We start from the raw sequence: 20,134 nt of genomic DNA, 5'->3' as shown, positions 1-20,134 counted from the left end.
CAGCGCGCCGCATGGCAAGTCTGCGCCGCATGAAGACGGTCATTCAATCTCCGGTCGATCCGGGTTTCGTTCAAAATCCCTACCCTTTCTACGATGAGGCCCGCGCATACGGCGACCTTGTCTATTGGAAGGACTACGGCAAGGTCGCTGCGGTATCGCACCGCGCGGTCTCCGCCCTGCTAAAGGATCGCCGTTTTGGCCGCGAGGTGCCTGAGGAGCTGCAAACACCCGGCCCCTCACATCTGGCCCCGTGGCTGGCGGTTGAGGCGCACTCGTTACTTGAAGCCGAGCCGCCCCGGCACACGCGCCTGCGTGCGTTGGTGATGCGCGCGTTTACGTCGCGCGCGATTGCGGCGCTGGAGCCGTCGATCCACGGACTCAGCCACACGCTGATCGATTCTTTTCCTGACGCGCCCTTCGATCTGTTGCCCGCGTTTTGCACCCAGATCCCGGTCATCACGATCTGCCGCCTTCTGGGCGTGCCCGAGGATATGGCCCCCAGCCTGCTGCGCTGGTCGCATGACATGGTTGCGATGTATCAAGCCAGCCGCACGCCCGAGACCGAAACCGCCGCGGCAAGATCATCGCAAGAATTCACCGACTTTCTGATCGGATACATCGACCAACGGCGTACCGATCCCAAAGACGACCTGATCACGCGCCTGATTGCTGCCGAAGAGGACGGAGAGAAACTCTCACGCGATGAGCTGGTGGCCACTTGCATCCTGCTTTTGAATGCCGGGCATGAGGCAACGGTCCATTCTTTGGCAAACGGAGTGAAGACCGCATTGCAGTTGGGTATCGGTCCGCAAGCGTTCGCCCCCAAGGCTATTGACGGGACGGTTGAGGAAATCCTCCGCTACGATCCATCGTTGCACATGTTCACCCGCTATGCCTACGAGGACGTCGAGGCGTTCGGCCATACCTTCAAGCGCGGGGATGAAGTTGCTTTGCTGCTGGGGGCTGCGAACCGCGAACCTGCGGTCTGGCCCGACCCCGACCGGTTCGACCCCACGCGCCCCATCGCCACGAACACCAGTTTCGGCGGCGGCCTGCATTTCTGCGTCGGCGCGCCGCTCGCGCGGATGGAGATGCGTATTGGCCTGTCCGTGTTGTTCGAACGGTGCCCTAACCTACGCCTGAGCGCTGAACCGGAATACTCGAACACCTACCATTTCCACGGACTGACCCGTTTGATGGTCGAGGCCTAGTTTTCGATCAACGCGTTCAGCGGCAGCATAGTGGTCGACTTGATCTCTTCCATGGACAGCAGCGCGGTCACGTTGTGCACACGAACCTCTGAGATCAGCGCCTGATAGAACTCATCATAAGCGCGCGCATTCTTGACCCGCACCTTGAGGATATAGTCGATGTCACCGGCCAGCCGGTGTGCCTCTTGCACCTCGGGCCTGTCGCGCAGGGCTTTGAGGAACTTGTGCTGCCAGTCGGCCTCGTGCTCTGAAGTACGGATCAGCACAAAGAATGTGGCTTCGAACCCCAGCGCTTCGGCGTCGAGCAAAACGGTCTGCTGGCCGATCACGCCGGCCCCTTTCAGCTTGCGTATCCGATTCCAGACCGGGGTCTTGGAACTACCGACACGGGCGGCTATTTCGTCCAGCGATTGGCTTGCATCCCGCTGCAGCTCGATCAGAATTTTCCGATCCGTATCGTCAATCCGCACCGACATTCCAATATTCCTTTCGTTTCGAAACAAACGTCCTGAAGTTCAGCTTTACTAGAACGTTTGTTCTTATTTGTTCGCCCATATGGCGCATTAGCGGGAATATTTCCTATATTGCAACCCAAGTCAAACCACACTCGGGACCGGAAATGCAGCTTACGCAATCACATAATGCCAAAGGCCATGTCGACTTTGTCGGCGCGGGTCCGGGCGATGCGGAATTGCTGACGCTCAAAGCGCTGAATGCGTTCGAGCGCGCGGACGTCGTTCTGCATGACCGCCTGATCAGTGACGAGGTTCTGGCGCTGGCCGGTAAGACCGCGCAACTGGTCGATGTGGGCAAGGCCGGTTTCGGCCCGTCGTGGAAACAGGAAGACATTGACGCCCTGTTGGTCGAATACGCCCTGAATGGTCAGCGCGTCGTGCGCCTGAAGTCCGGCGACCCGACCGTGTTTGGTCGCTTGGATGAAGAGATCGAGGCGGTTGAGGCTGCTGGCATCTCGTGGCGGATCATACCGGGTATCACCGCTGCATCCGCGGCAGTGGCCGGAATTGGTCAAAGCCTGACACGGCGTGGACGCAATTCTTCGGTCCGGTTTCTGACCGGCCACGACATGAAGGGATTTGCCGATCACGACTGGACTGCGCTGGCACGCGCGGGTTCGGTTGCGGCGATTTATATGGGCAAGAAATCCGCCCGGTTTATCCAAGGCCGCCTGATCATGCACGGTGCCGACCGGCAGACGCCTGTGACCCTGATCGAGAACGCCTCGCGCCCCGATCAGCGCGTTCTGGAAACGACTCTGGATCAGCTTCCAACCGATCTGAACGCCGCCGAGATGGACGGCCCAACACTGACATTTTATGGCCTCGCCCCGCGCCAAGCGGCTCAGGCCCTGACCGAATTCAAGAAGGAGCACGCCTGATGGCCCGCGCTTTTACCCCCAAAGTGGTCACTGCCAACGATTTGTTGGAAGGTGACGTGATCTATCAAACCGAAGACGACCGCTGGTCGCGCGAACTGTCCGAGGCCGAGTTGATCACGGACGAGGCGCACGCACAGGTGCGTCTGTTGGATGCGGCGCGTCAGGCCAACAAGATCGTCGGCGCTTATCTGGCCGATGCAGTCGCCGGTGACAACGGCCCCGAGCCGACCCACTTCCGGGAAGACTTTCGCCGCACCGGCCCGTCCAACTATGCCCACGGCAAACAAGAAACATCCACGCAGCCCCGGGCCTGACCTCTGGCCCGTCTCTCTCCCCTTTTCAAGGCCCCAAGGTTCGGGGCTGCAACTAAGGACAGCTAATCATGTATCGCTACTCCGAGTTCGACACAGCATTTTTGGCAGAACGTAACGCGCAGTTCCGCGCGCAGGTCGAGCGTCGTATCGACGGCTCGCTGACCGAAGACGAATTCAAACCCCTGCGCCTGATGAACGGCCTGTATCTGCAGCTGCACGCCTATATGCTTCGGGTCGCGATCCCTTATGGGACGCTGTCCAGCGCACAGATGCGCCAACTGGCCCTGCTGGCCGAGAAGTGGGACAAGGGCTATGGTCATTTCACCACCCGTCAGAACATCCAGTACAACTGGCCGAAACTGAACGACGTTCCGGACATGCTGGACGCGCTGGCCGAGGTTGGCATGCATGCCATTCAGACATCGGGCAACACCATCCGCAACGTGACCGCCGACCACTTCGCCGGTGCCGCCGCGGATGAGGTCGCCGACCCGCGCCCCTACGCCGAACTGCTGCGTCAGTGGTCGACCGACCACCCGGAATTCCAGTTCATGCCGCGTAAGTTCAAGATCGCTATCACTGGTTCGGAAAACGACCGCGCCGTGATCAAGGCGCATGACATCGGTCTGCAACTGGTCGAGCGCGACGGCGTTCTGGGTGCCCGCGTTATCGTGGGTGGTGGTCTGGGCCGTACGCCGATGATCGGCAAGGAACTGTCCGAATTCGTCGCCTTTGACGATCTGCTGGCTTACTTGGAAGCCACCGTTTCCGTGTGGAACCAGATCGGCCGCCGCGACAACAAGTACAAAGCGCGCATCAAGATCACCGTGCACGAGCATGGCATCGACGCGATCCGCGCCAAGGTCAACGAGCGCTTCCTGCAGGTTCGCCCGCAGTTCAAGGGCGCTGACATGAACTTGTTGGAAGAGATCAAGGGTCACTTTGCTGCGCCTGATTTCCGCAAGGGTTCGGTCGCGTCGTTCGAAAGTGCCTACACCAACGATCCCGTTTTCCGTTCGTGGGTCGACACCAACATCGCGCCGCACAAGGATGCGGACCACGCGATCGTCACGATCTCGATCAAGAAGCACGGCCAGACGCCGGGCGATGCTACTGCCGAGCAGATGCGTGTGATGGCCGATCTGGCCGAAGAGTTCGCCTATGACGAACTGCGCATCAGCCATGAGCAGAACGTGATCCTGCCGCATGTCCACAAGTCGGACCTGCCCGCGATCCACGCGAAGCTGAAAGAGTACGAATTGGCCACCGCCAATATCGGCCTGATCAGCGACATCATCGCCTGCCCCGGCATGGACTACTGTGCGCTGGCGACAGCCCGCTCGATCCCGGTTGCACAGGAAATCGCGACCCGTTTCGATGAGCTGAAGCTGGAGCATGACATCGGTCACCTGAAGATCAAGATCTCGGGCTGCATCAACGCATGTGGTCACCACCACGTGGGCCACATCGGCATCCTGGGTCTGGATCGCGCAGGTGTCGAGAACTACCAGATCACTCTGGGTGGGGACGCGACCGAAACTGCGGCCGTTGGCGACCGCACCGGTCCGGGCTTTGCCTATGATGAGATCGTGCCAGCCGTTGAGCGCATCGTGGACACCTATCTGGAACAGCGTGACAGCGCCGAGGAAACGTTCCTGGAAACCTATCGCCGCGTAGGCATGGCTCCGTTCAAGGCGGCGCTTTACCCCGAGGCGCAGGCCAATGCCGCTTGACCTGATCCAGACGGAACTGGGCAAAGACCGCGCGGAATTGACCGAACAGGTCGACGCGCTGAACGCCCGGTTCCGCCACCACAGCGCCCATGATGTCATGCATGGCGCGCTGGACGAGATCGAAGAGCTTGCTCTGGTCTCTAGCTTCGGTGCGGAGTCGGTGGTGTTGCTGCACATGGCCGCTGTGGTCGACAAGATGACCCCGGTTCTGTTCGTGGACACGCAGATGCTGTTTACTGAGACGCTGGAATACCAGCAGGAGGTCAGCGAGCGTCTGGGGCTGAAGAACGTCCAGATCATCCGCGCCGAGGATGAGGACGTGCAACGCGAAGACCCTTATGGCGCACTGCGCCTGCGCGATACGGATGCCTGCTGCAACCTGCGCAAGACCTTTCCGCTGCAAAAGGCTTTGGCGGGATATGACGGCTGGATCACCGGGCGCAAACGGTTTCAGTCCGGAACCCGCGCCGCGCTCGACTTTTTCGAGGTCGAAGACGGCACCGGCCGGATCAAGGTCAACCCGCTGGCCCACTGGGCACCCGAAGATGTGCGCGCCTACATGGACGAAAACAACCTGCCCCGGCATCCGCTGGTGGCCAAAGGTTACCCCTCGATCGGCTGTGCGCCCTGCACCTCGCCGGTCAAAGAAGGCGAAGACCCCCGCGCAGGACGCTGGCGCGATCAGAACAAAGAAGAATGCGGCATCCATTTTGTCGACGGCAAGATGGTGCGCGCTGGAGAGAAAACATGAACGTTATTGTAACCGATCAGGGCTTTGCCCCCGATGACTGGACCGATGGCTTTGTCACTCTGGAAGACGCGGCCAATGATGTCGTAGCTCTGGACGTGGCCTCGGACACGGACCCCGATGAGCTGATTGACCGTTTGGGCAGCGCCCAGATGGTCCGTGTGGACTTTCCGTCCTCGGCCGATGGGCGCGGTTTCACCATCGCACGCGTGTTGCGACTGAAAGGCTATACAGGCCGCTTGCGCGCTAAGGGCCACGTTCTGGCCGACCAATATGCCATGGCGCGCCGCAGTGGGTTTGACGAGGTCGAGATCGACAATGCGTTGGCGACACGCCAGCCCGAAGATCAATGGCTTGCCCGTTCCGATTGGCAGAACCACAACTATCAGGCCCGCCTGCGCGGCTAAGACCGACAATCGCCAGCTTGTGACTTGAAAGGGGCATTAAGCCCCTTTTCCTGACTTGGATCAAAGATTAAACGGAGATGTCGGTTTACTCAGCCGACAGTGACAACGATGACAGAGATGAAGCCCGTGACCGAAGCAACCGCCGTTAAGGCCCCTGTCCTTCCGGACGCCCAGACAGTAACAGATGTCAAACACTGGACCGACAGCCTGTTCTCGTTCAAGGTGTCGCGCCCCGCGTCCTTGCGGTTCCGCTCGGGTGAGTTCGTGATGATTGGTCTGCTGGGCGACAACGGCAAGCCGCTGCTGCGCGCCTATTCGATCGCTTCGCCTTCGTGGGACGAAGAACTGGAGTTTTACTCGATCAAGGTGCAGGACGGTCCGCTGACCTCAAAGTTGCAGCACATCAAGCCGGGCGACCAGATCATCCTGCGGCCCAAGCCGGTTGGCACGCTGGTGCATGACGCTCTGCTGCCCGGCAAACGCCTGTGGTTCTTTGCTACCGGCACTGGTTTCGCCCCCTTCGCGTCGCTGCTGCGCGAGCCGCAGACGTACGAAGATTATGACGAAGTCATCATCACCCATACCTGCCGCGAAGTGGCCGAACTGGAGTATGGCCGTCAGCTGATCGAAAGCATCCGTCAGGACGAAATGCTGGCCGAGTTGATGGGCGAAGGTTTCGCGGACAAGATCCGCTATTACCCGACCACAACACGGGAAGAGAGCCCCAAGATGGGTCGCATCACAAACCTGCTGAAAGACGGCACTGTGTTTGCTGATCTGGGTATCGAAGGCGGGATTAACCCAGACACCGACCGCGCCATGGTTTGTGGTTCGCTGGCCTTCAACCTGGACATCAAAGAGATTCTGGAAGAGTTCGGCCTGCGCGAAGGTGCAAACTCCGAACCTAAGGAATTCGTCATCGAAAAAGCGTTTGTTGGTTAATCCAACACACCGGTTCCGGGGTAAATTGCCCCGGAACCCACAAAAACCTCTGACAAAACCCGGAATTTTCACGTTGGCTGTTGTTTATGCCGCTTGAATCGGCGTGCAGGCCGGTCTAAATTTCGGGCTCGAATTTCTGCAATCATCAAAGGAATGAACCCATAGCCCGCAGACCTCACAACGCGCCGCCGCAACGAGATACCGGACCGCGCGTCAATGAAAGAATCCGTGCCCCCGAAATTCGCCTGATTGGCGCAGACGGTGACAACGTCGGGGTGGTTCATCCCGCCAAAGCCATGCAACTTGCCGCCGATGCCGGCCTGGACCTTGTTGAGATTTCGCCCAACGCGAACCCTCCGGTCTGCAAGATCATGGACTTTGGTAAGTTCAAGTACGAACAGCAAAAGCGCGAAAGCGAAGCCCGCAAGAAGCAAAAAGTCATCGAGGTGAAAGAGGTCAAGTTCCGGCCCAACACCGACACGCATGACTATGACGTCAAAATGAAGAACGTCGTGAAGTTCTTGGAAAAAGGCGACAAGGTCAAAGTGACCCTGCGCTTCCGTGGCCGCGAAATGGCGCACCAGAACCTAGGCCGTGAGCTGCTGGAACGTGTGGCCGAGGACATCAAAGAAATCGGCAAGGTCGAGAACATGCCGAAGATGGAAGGCCGTCAGATGATCATGATGATCGGCCCGCTGCCGCAAAAATAAGCGTTACGCTTATCGAATTTGGAACCCTGTCAGAGAGCGCTCTGACAGGGTTTTTTTAGGCTTAATCGAGAGAAGAAACGTCTTACGCCGGGATCGACGCAGCGATTGCCCGGCTCAACTTGCCGACCAGTTCATCGATCTGAGTGTCTTCAATGATGAATGGCGGGGCCAGCAGTACGTGATCCCCAAGCCGCCCGTCCCGCGTGCCGGACATCGGATAGCAAATCAGTCCCTCGGCCAGCGCGGCCTTTTTGATTTGGCCTGCAACGCCATGTGTCGGATCAAATGGCGTTTTCGTTTCGCGGTCCGAGACCAACTCGACCGCACGGAATAGACCCCTGCCACGGATATCGCCGACATTTGGGTGTTGGCCGAATTCGGCCTGCAGCGCTGTTTGAAGCCTATCCCCCATGACACCGGCCCGCGCGGGCAATTCGCGCGAGGTCAATTCGGTTACGACCGCCAAAGCGGCCGCGGTTGCAACCGGATGGCCGATATAGGTGTGTCCATGCTGAAAAAAACCCGACCCGTCGCGGATCGCATCATAGATTTTATCGGTGCACATCATCGCCCCGATCGGCTGATACCCGGCTCCCAACCCTTTGGCGATACACAGGATATCCGGCGCAACACCGTCATGATCGCAGGCAAACAGATGCCCTGTCCGCCCCATGCCGCACATGACCTCATCCAAAATCAGCAAGACGCCATACTGATCGCAAATCTCGCGGATGCGTTTGTAGTACCCCTCAACCGCAGGCACCGCGCCCAAGGTTGCCCCGACAACCGGCTCTGCCATGAAGGCCATAACGGTCTCGGGGCCCAAGCGCAAAATTTCGGTCTCCAATTCGTTGGCGACGCGCTGGCCATAGTCATAGCTGCTCTCACCATCCGGCTTTTCGGCATATTCGTAACACGGCGCGATATGCGTCATCTCAATCAGCATCGGGGCGAACTGAGCCCGACGCCATTCATTGCCTCCTGCGGACAAGGCACCAAGGGTATTGCCATGGTAACTCTGCCGCCGCGCAATCACCCGGCGACGCTCGGGCTGTCCGATCTCAAGGAAGTACTGCCGGGCCAGCTTCATCGCCGCCTCGGTCGCCTCGGACCCGCCGGAAACAAAATAGACACGGTCCAGATCACCCGGCGCATGTTCGATCAGCAGGTCTGCCAAGGCTTCGGCCGGTTCGGATGTCATGAAACCGGTATGCGCAAAAGCAATCTTTTCGACCTGCTCCTGCACAGCCTTGATTACCGTAGGGTTCGAATGTCCCAGACAGGACACCGCAGCATCGCCGCAATCCAGGTACCGATGCCCCTGCGCGTCGATCAGGTAACACCCGTCGCCACCAACAGCGACCGGAAGTTCCGATTTCGTGTGACGTGGAAAAACATGACTACTCATTCCTGCGCTCCTTTCAAAGCCGCAACCAGCGACGCTACGGACGCTGCATTGTCTGACCAGGTATTGCCGTCCTTGTCAGTCAAACTGTTTTCGAACCCGACCCGAACGTCTCCTCCGCGTTTTGCGGCCGTCAACAAACATGCATGTTCCTGCTGGCCAAAGGCACAGACCATCCATCGCGAAGCGTCTTGCGGAAACTTATCCAGATCTTCCGGAACGGATTGCTGACCCGAGCTGTATCGCCCCAGAACCAGCAACCGATCCGTTTGCTCTGTGCGCACAATCCCGCGCCCCTGCCAGTCCGCCAGCAAGGCCGCATCTTCACGGTCGTAAAGGATGTGCTGAACACGAGTTCCTTGATCCTCGCACAACCCATACAAAGTGCTGGCAAGCTCGGGCGCACGAGCAACTTCTCGCACCGAGATCGACGCCCATTCCGGCTGCACCTTCCGCAGACACTCCAATTGCGCGGCCACATCAAAAACGCCCGCAGCTTCGGTCGTGATTTGGACATCCATGTCAGGCACTACCCCGCGCAACTCGGCCAAAGTTTCCAGATAGCGCCCCGCGTCCAGCGTATGCTGCCCCCGATCATCGCGCACATGCAGGTGAAGGCCGTCCGCACCCGCCCAAAAGCAATTCTGCGCCGTGGCAACGATTTGCTCTAAACCAACCGGCAACTCTGCATGATCCACTGATCCCCGGCGTGCACCGTTCGGCGCGACAAGAACATACGGTTTGGGCGCTGTTTGAGTATGAGACGCGGGTTCAGACATCGGGCCATCCTTAGCAAGTTGCCTCTCAGTTATCCGTCTAGCACACGTTTTCAATTTGCAATCTTCATAACATTTGTTTTTCTAGGATCATGACCCAGCCTTTGAACCAAATCACCGAAGCGTTGCGACAACAGATCGACCAATTGCCCCCCGGTCTGCAGGCAGCTGCGAAGTACATCCTGGATCACCCAGCGGATTTCGGTTTGGACCCAATCCGCGAAACCGCTGCCAAGATCGGCGTCAGCTCAAACGTGCTGGTTCGCTTGGCCCATCGCATTGGCTTCGACGGATTCGAGGCCTTGCGCGCCCCGTTCCGCGCCGCCCTTGTGACCGACAGCGAGGACCATATGAGCCAATCCTGGCTCAGTAACATGCAAGACGGCGATTCTTTCAGTGCAGCTCAGGCCCAATTCGCTCAGAACGCGCAGAACGTGGTCATGCGTTCGCTGCGGCTCATGCACCCGGACAAAGTCAGGAAAGCAGTTGAGATCATGACACAATCTGACAGGTGTTTTGTTACGGCAACGCGCGCAAGCTATGCGTTGTCGTACTATTTTTCCTATACAGGTCGCATGGCGCACCCCGGCCTGCGCCTTGTCCCGCGCCACATGGGGGCCGCTACCGATGACCTTTTGGATGCCACCCCCACGGACTGCCTGATCGCGATCACAGTCAGCCCCTATTCCTCTGATACTATCCAGTCCATGCGCCTGGCCCGGCGCAAATCCATGCCAATTATCCTGATCGCCGATAGCGAGGTGGTCGCCCCCGGCATAGAACCGGACGTTGTCTTTCCGGTCAGCACCCGGTCGCTTCACCACTTCTCTAGCTACGCCGGCGCAATGGTGGTTCTGGAATGCCTTCTGGGCCACCTGTTCCAAGCCGGTGGAGACGCCGCGCGCGAACGGGTCGACGCTTACCAAAAGTCTCGAGAGGACACGGGCGCCTATTGGCGGCCGTCCCTGCCCCCCAGAATCAGGCGCACATAGAAAAGCCCCGGCGGTGACACCGGGGCTTTTCGGATTTGTTGGCATTTACATACAGGCTTCGATCGCCCGCTTTGTCATGACGCTCACCAGATGCGCACGATACGCTTTGCTGCCATGCAGGTCTGCCATCATGTTAGCCGGGTTGATGCTCAGCCCTGTCAGGGCATCCGCGCGGAACTCCTTATTCAAGGCTTCTTCCGCTTCGGACCAGCGGAACACACCATCTTCACTGGCTCCGGTTACGGCGACACGCACCCCATCCGCAAATCGCGCCAGATAGACACCGACGAGCGCAAAACGTGACGCAGGCTGAAGGAACTTTTGATAGCTCGCAGCCTGCGGCACCGGGAAACGCACCGAAGTGATAATCTCGCCCTCATCCAAAGCCGTTGAGAACATCCCCTCAAAGAACTCATCTGCTGCAATCTGACGAATGTTGGTAATGATCGTCGCACCTGATCCCATGGCACCCGCCGGGTAACAGGCTGCCGGATCGTTGTTCGCCAGCGACCCGCCGATCGTACCGCGGTTGCGTACCGCAGGATCACCGATCTGTCCTGCCAGCGCCGCCAAAGCGGGATAGCTGCTGGCCGCCTCGCTCGCGACAACAGCATGCCGGGTTGCTCCACCAATGGCGACAGATCCATCATCCTCGATGCAAACACCCTGCATCTCGGGAATCCCGCTCAGCGAAACCAAGGACGAAGGCGCTGCCAACCGTTGCTTCAACGTCGGGATTAGCGTCTGCCCACCCCCTAGCGCCTGCGCGTCCTCGGACCCCAACGCGGCGACCGCATCAGCTATGGTCGAGGGCTTCTCAAACTCGAAATTGTACATTTCGTCTTCCTTTCCGAAAGGCGCGGATCCGCCCTTCATCTGGCCAAAAAATACCTCGGGGGTCCGGGGGCTGGCCCCCGGTCCACCCGTGTCACTTAGCTGTTCATCGCCGCCCAGACGCGCGACGGGCTCACTGGCATGTCGATATGATCGACGGCCTTGCCACCCGAGTTCAACGCATCCAGAACCGCATTGACGACCGCAGGCGGTGAGCCAATCGCTCCAGCCTCACCACAGCCCTTCACACCCAACGGGTTATGCGTACAGGGCGTCTGGCTGGAATGATCGACACCATAGAACGGAACATCGTCAGCACGCGGCATGGCATAGTCCATGAAGGACGCACTCAGCAGTTGGCCGTTCTCGTCATAGGCGCAGTTCTCAAGCAATGCTTGGCCGATACCCTGACCGATGCCGCCATGGACCTGTCCATCCACGATCATCGGATTGACGATGTTGCCAAAGTCATCCGCCGCCGTGAACTTCTCGATGCTGACCTGACCGGTTTCGGGATCAACCTCGACCTCACAAGCATAAGCACCTGCCGGGAAGGTAAAGTTGGCCGGGTCATAAAACGCGGTCTCTTCCAGCCCTGGTTCAACTTCCAAAGGATAGTTGTGCGGGACATAGGCCGTCAGGGTCACATCACCCCAGGCCACCGATTTGTCGGTGCCTGCAACGCTGAACTGTCCATCCTTCAGTTCGATATCGGCCTCGGACGCTTCCAGCAAATGGGCTGCGATCTTCTTGGCCTTCTCGATCACCTTCTCGGTCGCCTTGACCATGGCCGAACCACAGACTGCCAGCGAACGGGACCCGTAAGTGCCCATCCCAAACGGGATCTTCGAGGTGTCGCCGTGCACGATCTCGACCATCGACTCGTCGATGCCGATCATATCAGCGACAACCTGCGGGAACGCGGTCTCATGCCCCTGCCCGTGGCTGTGTGCACCGACCATAACGCTGATCGACCCGGTGGCATTCACCCGAACGGTCGCCGCATCATAGAGACCAGCGCGGGCCCCCAGCATACCGACGATGTTCGACGGCGCGATGCCGCAGGCCTCAATGTAGCAATTGATGCCCAGACCACGCAGCTTGCCATTGGCCTCGCTTTCAGCCCGGCGCGCGGCAAAACCTGCCAGATCAGCAGCAGATTCCAGCTTATCCATCGTGCCGTTGTAGTCCCCGGTGTCGTAGGTCAACGCGACTGGCGTGTCATAGGGGAACTGAGTGACAAAGTTCTGACGACGCAATGCAATCGGATCCACGCCCAGCTCGCGGGCGGCCTTGTCCACGACGCGTTCAAGTTGATAGGTCGCCTCGGGCCGTCCAGCACCACGATATGCGTCGACCGGCACCGTGTTGGTGAACATCGCCTTAACATTCACCTGAATGACTGGCGTCTTATAGTTGCCCGCCATCAAAGTGCCGTGCAGCCAGGTCGGAACCGAGCTGGAGAAGGTCGACAGATAAGCGCCCAGGTTTGCGTAGGTATCGGTGCGCAGACCGATGAAGTTGTTGTCAGCATCCAGCGCCAGTTCAATCCTGCTGACGTGATCGCGGCCTTGCGCGTCCGACATGAAGGCCTCGGACCGGCTGGCGGTCCATTTGACCGGACGGTTGCAGGCTTTTGCGGCAAAGGTACAAAACGCCTCTTCGGCGTAGTGGAAGATTTTGGTGCCAAAACCGCCACCCACATCCGGGGCCACTACGCGTACTTTGTGCTCGGGCAGTCCCAGAACAAAGGCGCACATCAGCAGCCGGATCACATGCGGGTTCTGCGAGGTGGTATAAAGCGTATACTCTTCGGTTCCGCGGCTATACTCGGCCACAGCCACACGCGGTTCCATCGGGTTGGCGACGAGCCGGTTGTTGACCAGATCCAGCGTCGTCACATGGGCCGCATTGGCAAAAACCTCGTTAACCTTTGCGTCGTCGGTTTCGCCCAACTGCCAGTCGTAGCAGATGTTGTTCTTCAGATCGTCATGGACCAGCGTCGCCCCGTCTTGGGCGGCGGCTTTCATGTCTAGAACGGCGGGCAGCTCCTCGATATCAAGGTCGATCGCCTCGGCCGCGTCACGCGCCTGCTCCAGACTGTCGGCCACAACGGCTGCAATCGGGTCACCCACATGCCGTACCTTGCCCTGCGCCAGAATTGGGTGCGGCGGTTCCTGCATGGGCGCGCCATGCTTATCCGTGACTTCCCAACCGCATGGGATACCCCCCACGCCTTCAAAGTCTTTTCCGGTGAATACCTTGACCACGCCGGGCATGGCCTCAGCTGCCGAAGTGTCGATGTTTTTGATCCGACCATGCGCAATATCGGACCGCAGGAAATGCACATAGGCCTGGCCATGCACGTTGATGTCGTCGGTGTAATTGCCTGCTCCGGTCAGAAAGCGTACGTCCTCACGCCGCTTGGAACTGGCTCCGATGCCACTGTCTTTGGGCATTGCTTGTTCTCCTCCCTGGAAAGGAATTTTCGTCGAAAATTCTCAATCTTTGCCTTACTCGGCAGCGATGTGACCTACGTCCTGGCCCGATGCGGCCATGATCGCCTTGACGATGTTGTGGTACCCGGTGCAGCGGCACAGGTTGCCTTCCAGATACTTGCGTATCTCACCTTCGGTCGGGCGCGGGTTCTCTTTGAGCAGGGCCGCCGCGCTCATGACCATTCCGGGTGTGCAGAACCCGCACTGCAGGCCGTGATGGTCCTGAAATGCCTGCTGGATCACGTTCAACGAGCCGTCCTGATTGGCTTGTCCTTCGATGGTGCCTACGTCAGCCCCATCCGCCTCAAGCGCCAGCATGTTGCAGGATTTCACCGCTTCACCGTTCACATGGACAACGCAGGCACCGCATTGAGCGGTATCGCAGCCCACATGGGTTCCGGTCAGCGACAGGTGGTCACGCAGGAAACTGGACAGCAGTGTCCGGCCCTCGACATCACCGCTCACGGATTTCCCGTTCACGGTCATTGAGACCTGTGTCATATTTTCCTCCCAATATGAAATCTCCCGTTCCGAGTTAAACACGGGAAAAATTGTTTGAGAACAAAAATATTTAGCGCCTGTATCCGACGTTCGTAGGGGTCGCCTTTGGCGTTAAATCCACCTAGGCCATTCGAAAATCGGCGGTCGGGTTACGCTTTGCGCCCTGATCTTGGCTGCGGTCGTGTGGGAATTTCCTTGAGCAGCCCTCCGACCCCCATACCCGCGATATCAGCCCCGGTCGTTTCCACCCCACAGGCCACGCGGGACAGAACCCAGTCCGCGCCGTTCAGCGCCGGAGAGCGCGCGCAGCCCGGCAGACCGATCACCGGACGCTGTTCAAGCGCGCCAATAAACAGCAGGTTACCGGGATCGACCGGCATACCAAAGCGATCCACATGACCGCCTGCGGCGCGCACGGCCTGAGGCGCGACATCGAACACATCCGACGTGGCCGAGCCGGTCAGGATCATCACAATATCACCCGATGCCTCCGAAATTGCCTGCGCCAATGGTTCGGGTTTGTGAGGTACGATCTGCACCTCATCCAATTCAAGCCCCAGCGCCTCGACCCGGCCGCGAATGGCCGCGATGCCCTTTTCGTTGGAGGGGCCGCCCGGAATATCCGTTACGATCAGCCCAGCGGTTTTGTGGACCGGGGCCGCCAGGCGAATGGACGCGCGGGCCAGATTGGTGGCTTTCAACACATCCTCGCGCGGAACAGCGTAAGATATCACCTTGATCGTGGCGACCATACCACCCGGGCCCATCTGCTGATATTGCGGCACCGTCGCGACGGTGATCATCGGGTTTACGCAATTGAACGCCTGCAACGCCTCGGCATCCAGGTCCACGACACCGGGCCCGTCCGCCAACAGGTTCACACGCCCCGTAAAAGGCTGCGTCACGCGCAAACCCACAGCTTGCGGCTCCGGTGCAAGGGCTGCAGCCAAAAGCTCGGCGGCTTCGTCCTCGTGACAATCTCCGGTTTCCAGCCGCGCCACTGTGACTTCGTCATACCCGGCACCAGCAAGCTGGTCACAATGGTCGGCTGTCAAAACAAGCCCTTTGCGCAGCTTGGCATCCTGGACTTGCACCGAATGCGCCAGAATTGCGCCCGCGGCCTCTGCGATAGGAACGGGACCGAACTTCACGCTTTGCCCCTTAGAACAGCTGTCATCTGGGCAAGAATGGCCACCGCAATCTCGGATGGGTCCGCCGCGCCAATGTCCAAGCCGATGGGACCGTGGATCTGAGCGATCTCAGCCTCAGAAAACCCGGCTTCGGTCAACCGCGCTACACGTTTCGCGTGGGTCCGCGTGGAACCGAGCGCCCCGATATAGAACACTCCCGCGCGCAAGGCAGACTCCAATGCCGGATCATCCAGCTTTGGGTCATGGGTCAAAAGAACCACGGCGGTCCGTGTGTCCATGCCCAGCTTGGCAACGGCCTCGTCCGGCCAGTCGGTCAGGATCTTTTCGCCGGGAAAGCGCGCGCTTGAGGCGAAAGCGTCGCGCGGATCGATGATAGCGGGGTCATACCCGGCAATCCGCGCCATAGGTACCAGCGCCTGAGCGATATGAACGGCCCCCACAATGATCAGCCGTAGCGGAGGGTTGTGGACGGCAACGAATGTCTGCCCGTCCTCTTCAAAACCGGACCGGTCCATACGCATTCGGTTGGCATAGGCACTACGACGCAACGCCCTGTGGCCGGTTTCAACGTTGACCTCGTATGCCACAGGCTCGCGCCGGGCGCGGGCCGCAACCAAGTCACGCAACATGGGTTCTGCAAGGACCGATCCTATAGGCTCGACCAAAACGCGGATCGTACCACCGCAGGCCAGACCGACGGCAAAGGCATCCTCGTCACTGACACCGAATTCCAGTAACCGTGCCTCGCCCTCGTCCATCGCCTCCAGCGCTTCGACGATGACGGCACCTTCGACGCAGCCGCCAGAGACCGATCCCTCGATCCGGCCATCACCAGCGATCACCAACTGAGCACCCACGCGGCGCGGCGCACTGCCCCAGGTTTCAACAACCGTAGCCAGTGCCGTCGGATAACCCTCGGCATGCCATTTCAGGGCCGTCTCAGGGCTGTTGTCGAATCTGTCCATTGCACCCTCCCGGCGTGTTCAGGTCCAACATAGGCAGGTTTGGCGCAATGAAAAGTAAGCCTAAAGGCGAACATCCTGTATTTCGCCGTCACTTAGCCCTGGGCCGGCATCGGCGTATACAAGCCCAGATGCCACTGTCGCCCACAAATCATTGATTGCGCCGAACCCAGATTCTAGCCTACACGGGCAATTGCTGCATTCCAGTATGCGCATATAAATTTTTCACAACGGAGACAGAGAGTTGAAACGAATTCTTACACTCGGACTGGCGCTTGGCCTGTTTACTTCGACCGTCGCAGCTGCGGACACATATCTGCGCTACGGCGAGGTTGAGGGCTGGAAAGTATTCATCGACCAGGACAAGAAATCCTGCCTGATCGAAGCCGTTGATGACTCGGAAAACGTGGTCCAGATGGGCCTGACCGAAGACCGTGGCGTCGGCTACGTGGGTGTGTTCACCAAGGCAGAAACCGACATCAAGCGCGGTGAGAAAGAAGCCGTGGCGATTTTGCTGGGCGAAAATCTTTATGTGGGCGAAGCCACCGGCATGCGCGGCAATATCACCAAAGGGTACTCGGGCGGGTATGTTCTGTCGGATGATCCGCAGTTCGCCGATGACATTGCCAAACAAAAGGTCATGGTCGTTTTCCCGGAAAAGGACTTCGGATTTACCGTTGATTTGACCGGCACCTACAAGGCCATGGAAATGGCGCGTAAGTGCAACGAAGAACAGCTGAGCTGACCCTCAGGTCGAAAGCGCGGTCATCAGCCGCGCTTTCTCACCCACATCGTCGGGTTTTGAAATTACGGCAGCCAGATCTTCGAGCGACGCAATCGAGTGGCCTGCCCTGAAACTGTCCACATGGGGCAGCATGGCCGCCACACCTTGCGCCTTGGGTGCGAACCCATCCCACCGCAGCAATGGGTTCAGCCAGATCAATCGACGTGCAGACAGGTGCAGTCGTTCCATCTCTTTTCCCAACGCTTCGGGGTCGCCGCGGTCCAGCCCGTCCGAGATCAGCAGGACAACGGCGCCCTGCCCCATGACGCGCCGTGACCAGTCCCGGTTGAAGGCATGCAGGCACTCTCCGATCCGCGTGCCGCCTTCCCAATCCTGCGCCTCGGCCCCGGCAGCAGCCAGCGCGGCATCCACTTCGCGGTGCTGTAGGTGGCGGGTGATGTTGGTAAGGCGCGTGCCAAAGGTGAAGGCGTGCACCTTGGCCCAGCCTGCCCCCTTGGCGTTCGAGACGGCATGCAAAAAGTGCAGAACGATCCGGCTGTATTGGCTCATCGACCCCGAGATATCGCAAAGAACGACCAGATTGGGCCAACGCGGCTTGGGCTTTTGACGCAGAATTTCGTGCAGCTCTCCGCCCTGGCGCATGGCCGCGCGCAGGGTTCTGGCCCGGTCGATGCGATGCCCCAAATGGCTTGCCTGGCCGCGCCGAGATTCAATGGGCTTCACCGGAAGCGTCAACCGCGCCAGCATGCGCTTCGCTTGTGCGATTTCGGACGTGCTCATCTGCTCAAAATCGAGGCTCCGCAGACGTTCCTCGGACGATGCCGTCTGCGAGGCGTCAATCTCAAGCTCATTCTCTTCTTCTTGCTCTGCGACATCTGGCAAGTCTTGTTCGACACCGTCCAGCAACGCCTCGGCCGCACGCTTTTCCGCGGCGTCCGCCTTGCGTTCTTCCTGAACGCCGCGAATAGCCGGCAGCATCATGGACATCATGTGTTCCAGATACCGGGGGTCGCGCCAATACAGCCGAAAGACCTGCGCGAATACGGTTCGATGTTCCGGTCGGTTCACGAAACAGGCGTGCAGCGTCCAATAAAAGTCCTGTTTCTCGGTAAATCCAGCCACCTGCACGGCGCGAATGGCGTCAACAACCCTGCCCGTCCCGATGGGCAACCCGGCCTTACGCAAGGCACGCGCGAAATGGGTAATGTTCTGCGCCAACTTGGGATTGTCGGGGATGTCCAAGACAAATTGTTCAGCCATCAAATTACAGCCCACGCCCAGAAACAAATTGTCAACGGAAGAACCAAACACCAACCGACAACATAAAACCAAGCGAACGCTGAATCGCCGCAAACAAAGCGCTTCAACTGCCTAGTCTCGTTCGCCAAAGAGGCGATTTGCTCATCAGCCCCCTTAAATTCAGTTCCTTCAATACTTTCTCTAAATTTCTCAATATCCTTTAAATATAGTTCCAGTTTCGACACCAGCTTGCTTTTCCCGCCAAAAAGAATGGGAACCTCCGTGGACTTTAGCGCTACGTTCCAGTTTCTTAGGCTCAGGAAGTCTCCCGACCATTGCACGAAATGAGAAACTAGTGAGATCAACAATACAGTAGTGATCACGCCCTGGGTTTTTTCAATTCGTAGGCGGATACCCAAGACCGATAGTTCTGAGACATCAATTTCCCAATAGTGAACTAACAAAACAGCCACGCTGAGTGATACAACGACCCTCATCGAAGCTCGAGTGGCTCGACTGACTAACTCTACGCCGCCAAACCTCATGCTTGCTTCAGAGAGCTTTTAGCCTCATCCAGAATGCGCTTGGCTTCGGAGCCCTGAAGCTTTTGGATGTCGTCCTGGTACTTCAGGATCGCACCCAAAGTATCCCCGATCACCTCGGGGCTCAGGTTGATGACGTCCAACGCCAGCAGGCACTTGGCCCAGTCGATGGTTTCCGCCACGCCGGGTTTCTTGAACAGGTCCTCGGTGCGCAGGTGCTGAACAAAGGCCACGATCTCGCGGCTAAGCGCCTCGGCGGCTTCCGGGGCTCGAGCGTGCAGGATTTCGATCTCACGGTCGAAATCAGGATAGTCGACCCAATGATAGAGGCAGCGCCGTTTCAGCGCATCATGCACCTCGCGCGTGCGGTTTGAGGTGACGATGACGATGGGCGGTTGCGGGGCCTTCACGGTGCCCAACTCGGGGATCGTCACCTGAAAATCGCTGAGCGCCTCAAGCAAGAAGGCCTCGAACGGTTCGTCCGTGCGGTCCAGTTCGTCAATCAACAGAACCGGAGCGCCATTTTCGTCCGGCCGCATCGCCTGCAGCAGCGGGCGTTCGATCAGGTACTCGTCCGAAAACAGCTCGGACTGCAGCGCGCCGCGATCTGCGCCACCCGAGGCCTCGGCCGTGCGGATTGCAACCATTTGCGCCGGAAAGTTCCATTCATAGACGGCGGAAGAGGCATCCAACCCTTCATAGCACTGCAGCCGGATCAGGCGACGGTTCAGACCGGCAGCCAGCGCTTTGGCAATCTCGGTTTTGCCCACGCCGGCCTCACCTTCCAGGAACAATGGTCGGCCCAGTTTCAGTGACAGGAACACCACTGTCGCCAACGCCCGCCCACAGACATAACCTTGTTCGCCAAGCATGGATTGAACGGCGTCGATGGATTCTGGCTGTGTCATGTTCTGGTCTCTCCCTTGGCACAACAGGTCACGACCATGCCCGCGCGTCAAGGCCGTGTCCTTTCCGGGACTTACGACGATCGGATGAGTTGACAATGTCTGGGACCCATTGAGGGTCTT

The 20,134-nt window shown here is 58.9% G+C and carries 21 protein-coding genes; 10 read left to right on the top strand and 11 right to left on the bottom strand.

All coding sequences use genetic code 11. The features are described 5' to 3' along the window. Nucleotides 1-29: 29 nt before the first annotated feature. A complete protein-coding gene (locus ACR0MV_RS01545) occupies nt 30-1,211 on the top strand; it encodes a cytochrome P450 (protein WP_480701230.1) in 1,182 nt (393 codons plus the stop codon). Here the strand turns inward: ACR0MV_RS01545 and ACR0MV_RS01540 are convergent. Then, complete coding sequence (locus ACR0MV_RS01540; protein WP_170425294.1) at nt 1,208-1,687, bottom strand: Lrp/AsnC family transcriptional regulator; 480 nt, start codon at nt 1,685-1,687, stop codon at nt 1,208-1,210. The two genes, ACR0MV_RS01545 and ACR0MV_RS01540, sit on opposite strands and share 4 nt — an antisense overlap. Before the next feature lie 143 nt (nt 1,688-1,830). On the opposite strand from ACR0MV_RS01540, the gene cobA reads away from it, so the two are divergent. The 7 genes from cobA (at nt 1,831) to infC (ending at nt 7,461) form a co-directional block, all read left to right on the top strand. Next, entirely contained in the window at nt 1,831-2,607 is a 777-nt protein-coding gene (cobA, locus tag ACR0MV_RS01535; protein WP_170425297.1) for a uroporphyrinogen-III C-methyltransferase, read from the top strand. Then, complete coding sequence (locus ACR0MV_RS01530; protein ID WP_170425300.1) at nt 2,607-2,921, top strand: DUF2849 domain-containing protein; 315 nt, start codon at nt 2,607-2,609, stop codon at nt 2,919-2,921. The genes cobA and ACR0MV_RS01530 overlap by 1 nt, the downstream gene beginning before the upstream one ends. 68 nt (nt 2,922-2,989) lie before the next feature. Then, nucleotides 2,990-4,654, top strand: coding sequence for a nitrite/sulfite reductase (locus tag ACR0MV_RS01525; protein ID WP_170425303.1), 1,665 nt, complete (start codon nt 2,990-2,992; stop codon nt 4,652-4,654). Next, nucleotides 4,644-5,405 (top strand): phosphoadenylyl-sulfate reductase, encoded by a 762-nt coding sequence (locus ACR0MV_RS01520; RefSeq protein ID WP_480700778.1) that lies wholly within the window; start codon nt 4,644-4,646, stop codon nt 5,403-5,405. Before ACR0MV_RS01525 ends, ACR0MV_RS01520 begins: the two co-directional genes overlap by 11 nt. After that, a complete protein-coding gene (locus tag ACR0MV_RS01515) occupies nt 5,402-5,809 on the top strand; it encodes a DUF934 domain-containing protein (RefSeq protein WP_170425309.1) in 408 nt (135 codons plus the stop codon). The genes ACR0MV_RS01520 and ACR0MV_RS01515 overlap by 4 nt, the downstream gene beginning before the upstream one ends. 108 nt (nt 5,810-5,917) lie before the next feature. Further along, a complete protein-coding gene (locus ACR0MV_RS01510; RefSeq protein WP_170487717.1) occupies nt 5,918-6,751 on the top strand; it encodes a ferredoxin--NADP reductase in 834 nt (277 codons plus the stop codon). 119 nt (nt 6,752-6,870) lie between these two features. Then, nucleotides 6,871-7,461, top strand: coding sequence for a translation initiation factor IF-3 (gene infC, locus ACR0MV_RS01505; protein WP_480701228.1), 591 nt, complete (start codon nt 6,871-6,873; stop codon nt 7,459-7,461). A gap of 82 nt (nt 7,462-7,543) precedes the next feature. Here infC and ACR0MV_RS01500 read toward each other — a convergent pair whose 3' ends face one another. Both ACR0MV_RS01500 and ACR0MV_RS01495 read right to left on the bottom strand, forming a co-directional pair. Continuing rightward, nucleotides 7,544-8,869, bottom strand: a complete 1,326-nt coding sequence (locus ACR0MV_RS01500; protein WP_480700777.1) for an aspartate aminotransferase family protein — start codon at nt 8,867-8,869, stop codon at nt 7,544-7,546. Continuing rightward, nucleotides 8,866-9,645: a beta-keto acid cleavage family enzyme gene (locus tag ACR0MV_RS01495; RefSeq protein WP_480700776.1), complete on the bottom strand. Its 780-nt coding sequence runs from the start codon at nt 9,643-9,645 to the stop codon at nt 8,866-8,868. The genes ACR0MV_RS01500 and ACR0MV_RS01495 overlap by 4 nt, the downstream gene beginning before the upstream one ends. 89 nt (nt 9,646-9,734) lie before the next feature. Here ACR0MV_RS01495 and ACR0MV_RS01490 point away from each other — a divergent pair, with 89 nt between their 5' ends. Beyond that, the gene (locus ACR0MV_RS01490; protein ID WP_480700775.1) at nt 9,735-10,634 is read left to right on the top strand and encodes a MurR/RpiR family transcriptional regulator; all 900 of its coding nucleotides are present in this window, start codon (nt 9,735-9,737) and stop codon (nt 10,632-10,634) included. A gap of 45 nt (nt 10,635-10,679) precedes the next feature. Here ACR0MV_RS01490 and ACR0MV_RS01485 read toward each other — a convergent pair whose 3' ends face one another. The 5 genes from ACR0MV_RS01485 to ACR0MV_RS01465 form a co-directional block, all read right to left on the bottom strand. Continuing rightward, complete coding sequence (locus ACR0MV_RS01485; RefSeq protein ID WP_480700774.1) at nt 10,680-11,471, bottom strand: FAD binding domain-containing protein; 792 nt, start codon at nt 11,469-11,471, stop codon at nt 10,680-10,682. A gap of 95 nt (nt 11,472-11,566) precedes the next feature. Continuing rightward, nucleotides 11,567-13,927 (bottom strand): xanthine dehydrogenase family protein molybdopterin-binding subunit, encoded by a 2,361-nt coding sequence (locus ACR0MV_RS01480; protein ID WP_480700773.1) that lies wholly within the window; start codon nt 13,925-13,927, stop codon nt 11,567-11,569. Nucleotides 13,928-13,981: 54 nt separating this feature from the next. After that, nucleotides 13,982-14,467 (bottom strand): (2Fe-2S)-binding protein, encoded by a 486-nt coding sequence (locus ACR0MV_RS01475; RefSeq protein ID WP_170463949.1) that lies wholly within the window; start codon nt 14,465-14,467, stop codon nt 13,982-13,984. A 149-nt stretch (nt 14,468-14,616) separates the two neighbouring features. Next, on the bottom strand, nt 14,617-15,618 hold the full coding sequence (locus ACR0MV_RS01470; protein ID WP_480700772.1) for a molybdopterin-binding protein: 1,002 nt from the start codon (nt 15,616-15,618) through the stop codon (nt 14,617-14,619). Further along, entirely contained in the window at nt 15,615-16,583 is a 969-nt protein-coding gene (locus tag ACR0MV_RS01465; RefSeq protein WP_480700771.1) for an XdhC family protein, read from the bottom strand. Before ACR0MV_RS01465 ends, ACR0MV_RS01470 begins: the two co-directional genes overlap by 4 nt. A 241-nt stretch (nt 16,584-16,824) precedes the next feature. Between ACR0MV_RS01465 and ACR0MV_RS01460 the strand changes: the two genes are divergently transcribed. Then, on the top strand, nt 16,825-17,325 hold the full coding sequence (locus tag ACR0MV_RS01460; protein WP_480700770.1) for a hypothetical protein: 501 nt from the start codon (nt 16,825-16,827) through the stop codon (nt 17,323-17,325). A gap of 3 nt (nt 17,326-17,328) precedes the next feature. Here ACR0MV_RS01460 and ACR0MV_RS01455 read toward each other — a convergent pair whose 3' ends face one another. From ACR0MV_RS01455 to ACR0MV_RS01445, 3 genes are read right to left on the bottom strand one after another with little or no spacing between them, the layout of a single operon-like run. Beyond that, the gene (locus ACR0MV_RS01455; protein ID WP_480700769.1) at nt 17,329-18,585 is read right to left on the bottom strand and encodes a vWA domain-containing protein; all 1,257 of its coding nucleotides are present in this window, start codon (nt 18,583-18,585) and stop codon (nt 17,329-17,331) included. Continuing rightward, nucleotides 18,585-19,061, bottom strand: a complete 477-nt coding sequence (locus ACR0MV_RS01450) for a hypothetical protein (protein ID WP_480700768.1) — start codon at nt 19,059-19,061, stop codon at nt 18,585-18,587. The genes ACR0MV_RS01455 and ACR0MV_RS01450 overlap by 1 nt, the downstream gene beginning before the upstream one ends. 44 nt (nt 19,062-19,105) lie before the next feature. Further along, entirely contained in the window at nt 19,106-20,014 is a 909-nt protein-coding gene (locus tag ACR0MV_RS01445) for an AAA family ATPase (protein WP_170425346.1), read from the bottom strand. Nucleotides 20,015-20,134: the final 120 nt, after the last annotated feature.

The organism is Ruegeria sp. BC3, from assembly GCF_056539265.1.
The sequence above is the reverse complement of the archived record's forward strand: the minus strand, read 5'-3'. Positions and strand labels throughout refer to the sequence as shown.

What these genes read in the sequence shown, in the direction of transcription:
- ACR0MV_RS01545 (WP_480701230.1), top strand. Translation starts at nt 30, where the DNA reads ATGAAGACGGTCATTCAATCTCCGGTCGATCCGGGTTTCGTTCAAAAT.
- ACR0MV_RS01540 (WP_170425294.1), bottom strand. Translation starts at nt 1,687, where the DNA reads ATGTCGGTGCGGATTGACGATACGGATCGGAAAATTCTGATCGAGCTG.
- cobA (WP_170425297.1), top strand. Translation starts at nt 1,831, where the DNA reads ATGCAGCTTACGCAATCACATAATGCCAAAGGCCATGTCGACTTTGTC.
- ACR0MV_RS01530 (WP_170425300.1), top strand. Translation starts at nt 2,607, where the DNA reads ATGGCCCGCGCTTTTACCCCCAAAGTGGTCACTGCCAACGATTTGTTG.
- ACR0MV_RS01525 (WP_170425303.1), top strand. Translation starts at nt 2,990, where the DNA reads ATGTATCGCTACTCCGAGTTCGACACAGCATTTTTGGCAGAACGTAAC.
- ACR0MV_RS01520 (WP_480700778.1), top strand. Translation starts at nt 4,644, where the DNA reads ATGCCGCTTGACCTGATCCAGACGGAACTGGGCAAAGACCGCGCGGAA.
- ACR0MV_RS01515 (WP_170425309.1), top strand. Translation starts at nt 5,402, where the DNA reads ATGAACGTTATTGTAACCGATCAGGGCTTTGCCCCCGATGACTGGACC.
- ACR0MV_RS01510 (WP_170487717.1), top strand. Translation starts at nt 5,918, where the DNA reads ATGACAGAGATGAAGCCCGTGACCGAAGCAACCGCCGTTAAGGCCCCT.
- ACR0MV_RS01500 (WP_480700777.1), bottom strand. Translation starts at nt 8,869, where the DNA reads ATGAGTAGTCATGTTTTTCCACGTCACACGAAATCGGAACTTCCGGTC.
- ACR0MV_RS01495 (WP_480700776.1), bottom strand. Translation starts at nt 9,645, where the DNA reads ATGTCTGAACCCGCGTCTCATACTCAAACAGCGCCCAAACCGTATGTT.
- ACR0MV_RS01490 (WP_480700775.1), top strand. Translation starts at nt 9,735, where the DNA reads ATGACCCAGCCTTTGAACCAAATCACCGAAGCGTTGCGACAACAGATC.
- ACR0MV_RS01485 (WP_480700774.1), bottom strand. Translation starts at nt 11,471, where the DNA reads ATGTACAATTTCGAGTTTGAGAAGCCCTCGACCATAGCTGATGCGGTC.
- ACR0MV_RS01480 (WP_480700773.1), bottom strand. Translation starts at nt 13,927, where the DNA reads ATGCCCAAAGACAGTGGCATCGGAGCCAGTTCCAAGCGGCGTGAGGAC.
- ACR0MV_RS01475 (WP_170463949.1), bottom strand. Translation starts at nt 14,467, where the DNA reads ATGACACAGGTCTCAATGACCGTGAACGGGAAATCCGTGAGCGGTGAT.
- ACR0MV_RS01465 (WP_480700771.1), bottom strand. Translation starts at nt 16,583, where the DNA reads ATGGACAGATTCGACAACAGCCCTGAGACGGCCCTGAAATGGCATGCC.
- ACR0MV_RS01455 (WP_480700769.1), bottom strand. Translation starts at nt 18,585, where the DNA reads ATGGCTGAACAATTTGTCTTGGACATCCCCGACAATCCCAAGTTGGCG.
- ACR0MV_RS01450 (WP_480700768.1), bottom strand. Translation starts at nt 19,061, where the DNA reads ATGAGGGTCGTTGTATCACTCAGCGTGGCTGTTTTGTTAGTTCACTAT.
- ACR0MV_RS01445 (WP_170425346.1), bottom strand. Translation starts at nt 20,014, where the DNA reads ATGACACAGCCAGAATCCATCGACGCCGTTCAATCCATGCTTGGCGAA.